The organism is Catenibacterium sp. (assembly GCF_052354645.1).
GTDB classification, from domain to species: domain Bacteria; phylum Bacillota_I; class Bacilli_A; order Erysipelotrichales; family Coprobacillaceae; genus Catenibacterium; species Catenibacterium mitsuoka_A.
On sequence record NZ_DAWDDM010000218.1, the window covers coordinates 1 to 3,418 of the forward strand.

Consider the following 3,418-nt stretch of genomic DNA (forward strand, 5'->3'; position numbering starts at 1 on the left):
AAACTTGACTTATCATAGGATTCTTTCTTATGACAAGATTTACACATATGATAGCAGGACATAATGAATTAAGTAAACCAACAATAAAAGCACGAATAATAAATGTATAGTTAAACATATGGAGTAATGTATTCATTATTTAACTTCCTCCATTCTATAGTTATTTTTATCTAAATGAAGAATCTTATTACCAATCACTTCATGAGACGCTAAATCATGAGTAATCATGATAATTGTTAAACCTTTTTGATGAAGTTCTTTTAAAACAGTATAGAATTCTTCTTTAGAATCATAGTCTAAGTTATTAGAAGGTTCATCAAGTACTAAACATTCTCTTGTTGCACATAGTGCTCTTGCAAGTAAGACCTTCTGTCTTTGCCCTCCAGATAGTTCCCCAAAGGAATTGTTTTTAAGGTTTTCTATATGAAGTGTTTTTAAACATTCTACCGCCAATTTCTTTTCTTTTGAATTAAAGAAAGGACGATACCCTACTCTATTTAATGCGCCTGATAAGACTATTTCATATACTGAAGCAGGAAAATGACGATCCACCTTTGTTTCTTGAGGCATATAACCTATTTCTCTTTCATTCAAATAATATGTAATCTGCCCGTCCATTGGCTTAATAAGTCCCAATAATCCCTTGATCAGGGTACTTTTACCTGCACCATTTTGTCCTAGTACAGTAATAAAATCACCTTGATTTATATCAAAAGAGAGATCATTGATTACTTCTTGATTATCATAACCTAAACGTAAATGATCAACCTTTATAAGTGTTTTCATTGAAGTGCCTCCTTTACTGCCTTTGCGTTTTTACGCATGATTGAAACATATGTTTCACCATTATTAAAATCCTCTGCACTCACATTATGCATACTTTGAATAGTACATACTTTTGCACCTGTTTCTTCAGAAATAGTACGAGCAATCTGTCCATTGGATAATTCGATCTTAAAGATCACAGGATTGTGATCCTTCTTGACCTTATCAATTAAATAGGAAATAGTAGATGCACTTGGTTCAGTCTGTTCAGAACATCCTGGAAATGCAGCACTATATGTAAGACCATATTCTTTCGCAAAATAAAGCAGAGGGAAACGATCTCCTACAACTATATCTTTTCTTTTTGCCTGCTTGACTATTTGTTTAAAACTAGAATCAACAGATGCAATCTGTTTAATATAGTTTTCTGTATTCTCATTAAATTTTGATGCATGTTTTTGATCGAGTGCACACATTCTCTTATTTAAGCCATAAACAATTTCTATTGCATTTTTAGGACTTGTCCAGACATGTTCATCATATTCTTCTTCATGTTCATCATGTTCTTCATGTTTTTCTTCTTCCATCCCTTCCACATGTTCTTCATGTTGAAGATGAGACACAAGATCCAACATTTTAACTATTCTTTTAGAGTCCATATCGTCTAGCAAGCTATCCACCCATTCATCTGATTCTCCACCTACATAAAAGAATAAATCGCTCTCTTTAATCGCAACCATATCTTGTGGTGAGGGTTCATAAGAATGAGAATCCATACCAGGTTTAATAAGCATCTTTATAGATATATCTTGATCATTTTTAGTAATTGCACGGACAAAATCATAACAAGGAAAGTTAGTGACAACGATATTAAATGATTTCTTTCTAGTTTCTGTTGTACAACCTGTCATCAATAATAAAGAGAGAATAAACAAACTAATCTTTTTAAGCATGGATAGCCTCCCTGCACTCTTTACATAAGCCCACAATTGTAGAATCCTTACAATCAATTTCAAAACCATGGTCCTCTAATAAATGTGTACGAATGATATCCATGAAATCACATTCTAAATGCGCAATCTTACCACATCTCTTGCATAATAAGTGAAGATGGTGATTACATTTTTCTTCTCTTGTATATTGGTAATAAACACTATCTTCTTCTGAAAGTGTATGTTTTTGTATGAGTCCCTGCTGTGATAGTTTATCTAGATTACGATAAACTGTAACAAGATTTACATTTAATCCCTGCTCAACTAATGCCTCATAGATATCTTTAGCACACAAGCGATGATCTTCATTATTCTTCATATATTCAATAATACAGTCTTTGTATTTTGTACGATATTGTTTCATAGAATGCCTCCTATGCAAATGATTTGCATATTGTATTATAATGATTCTTATTCCTATGTCAACGAATATGCAAATGATTTGCATGTAATAAAAAAGAAGCAGTTTATTCTGCTTCTGTAATATGCGAATGAATCCAGGAAGAGAATGTTTCTAAGCCTTCCTTGATTACTTTTGAATCTGAAGTAAAACCAAAGCGTAAATGGTATTCCTTATTAAATGCCATACCTGGCACAAAGAATACACCAGTGTCATTCTGTAATTTCTCACATAATTCTTTTGAGGGCATATCAAATAAATAATGTAAGAAACATACAGTACCATCTTCTGGTATGACACATTCGACTAAGTCTTCTTTTTCAAGCCATTCTTTTAATATTTTCTTATTTTCAAGAATGATATGTCTACTTCTATCAAGTATTAGATCTTTATGTTGTAATACAACTGTAGCCAAATAATCATTCCATGGACCAGTAGAAATAATTGTATAATCTCTTCTAAAATTGATTTCATCAATAAGTTGTTTAGGTCCCTTGATCCATCCCAATCTAAGTCCTGCAAAGGAATAGACTTTAGATAAAGAGGCTGTCGCAATACCTAATTCATACATATCAGAAATACTATCACATAAAGTATTATTCATACCACGATAGATTTCATCGACAAGAATATAAATAGAATGACTTCTAGCAAGTTCAATCAATTCTTCCATTAAAGATTGTTTAATAACAGTACCTGTCGGATTATTAGGACTATTTAATATAAACATCTTTGTTTCAGGCTTAATAAGCTTCTTAAAATCATCTATGACAGGTTCCCAGTTATTGTCTTCATTAAGTTCTACTAGATCATACTCGCATCCAATTGATGCAGGATAAGAATAGAACTGTTCATAGGAAGGTGTTAATGCAATGATATGGTCTCCTTTATTTAACAAAGTATCCATTACATGTTCATTGGCATTTATTGCCCCATGAGCTACGGCAATATTATCTCTTGTACCTGTCTTATATAAAGAAAGAATGGCATCCTTTAAACAATCAGAGCCTGTAATTGGTCCATAATCCATACGCATATGCATAAGATCACTCATAAGATCTTTATGAATCAATGACTCTAATTCATGAATAGACATATCAGATACACATGTATCAGCTAAATTGTATTGACAATTTTGTTCATGGTTCGTCATCCATGTTTCTACATCAAATTCCTTTAAATACACGTCTTCTTTCTCCTTTTAATAACTAATGCATAACTTTAGATAAGAAATCTTTCGCTCTATCACTTTCTGGAAGAG

General features: G+C 32.2%; 4 protein-coding genes. All 4 read right to left on the reverse strand.

Annotation, left to right across the window (positions count from 1 at the left end; translation table 11 throughout):
* Positions 1 to 135: 135 nt before the first annotated feature.
* The 4 genes from ACT8VG_RS08885 to ACT8VG_RS08900 all read right to left on the reverse strand — a co-directional run bounded on the left by ACT8VG_RS08885 (position 136) and on the right by ACT8VG_RS08900 (position 3,343).
* The gene (locus tag ACT8VG_RS08885; RefSeq protein ID WP_288705555.1) at positions 136 to 786 is read right to left on the reverse strand and encodes a metal ABC transporter ATP-binding protein; all 651 of its coding nucleotides are present in this window, start codon (positions 784 to 786) and stop codon (positions 136 to 138) included.
* Complete coding sequence (locus ACT8VG_RS08890) at positions 783 to 1,718, reverse strand: metal ABC transporter substrate-binding protein (RefSeq protein WP_288705553.1); 936 nt, start codon at positions 1,716 to 1,718, stop codon at positions 783 to 785. The genes ACT8VG_RS08885 and ACT8VG_RS08890 overlap by 4 nt, the downstream gene beginning before the upstream one ends.
* Positions 1,711 to 2,121: a Fur family transcriptional regulator gene (locus ACT8VG_RS08895; RefSeq protein ID WP_226793393.1), complete on the reverse strand. Its 411-nt coding sequence runs from the start codon at positions 2,119 to 2,121 to the stop codon at positions 1,711 to 1,713. Before ACT8VG_RS08895 ends, ACT8VG_RS08890 begins: the two co-directional genes overlap by 8 nt.
* A 103-nt stretch (positions 2,122 to 2,224) precedes the next feature.
* Positions 2,225 to 3,343, reverse strand: a complete 1,119-nt coding sequence (locus ACT8VG_RS08900) for an aminotransferase class I/II-fold pyridoxal phosphate-dependent enzyme (RefSeq protein WP_288705545.1) — start codon at positions 3,341 to 3,343, stop codon at positions 2,225 to 2,227.
* Positions 3,344 to 3,418: the final 75 nt, after the last annotated feature.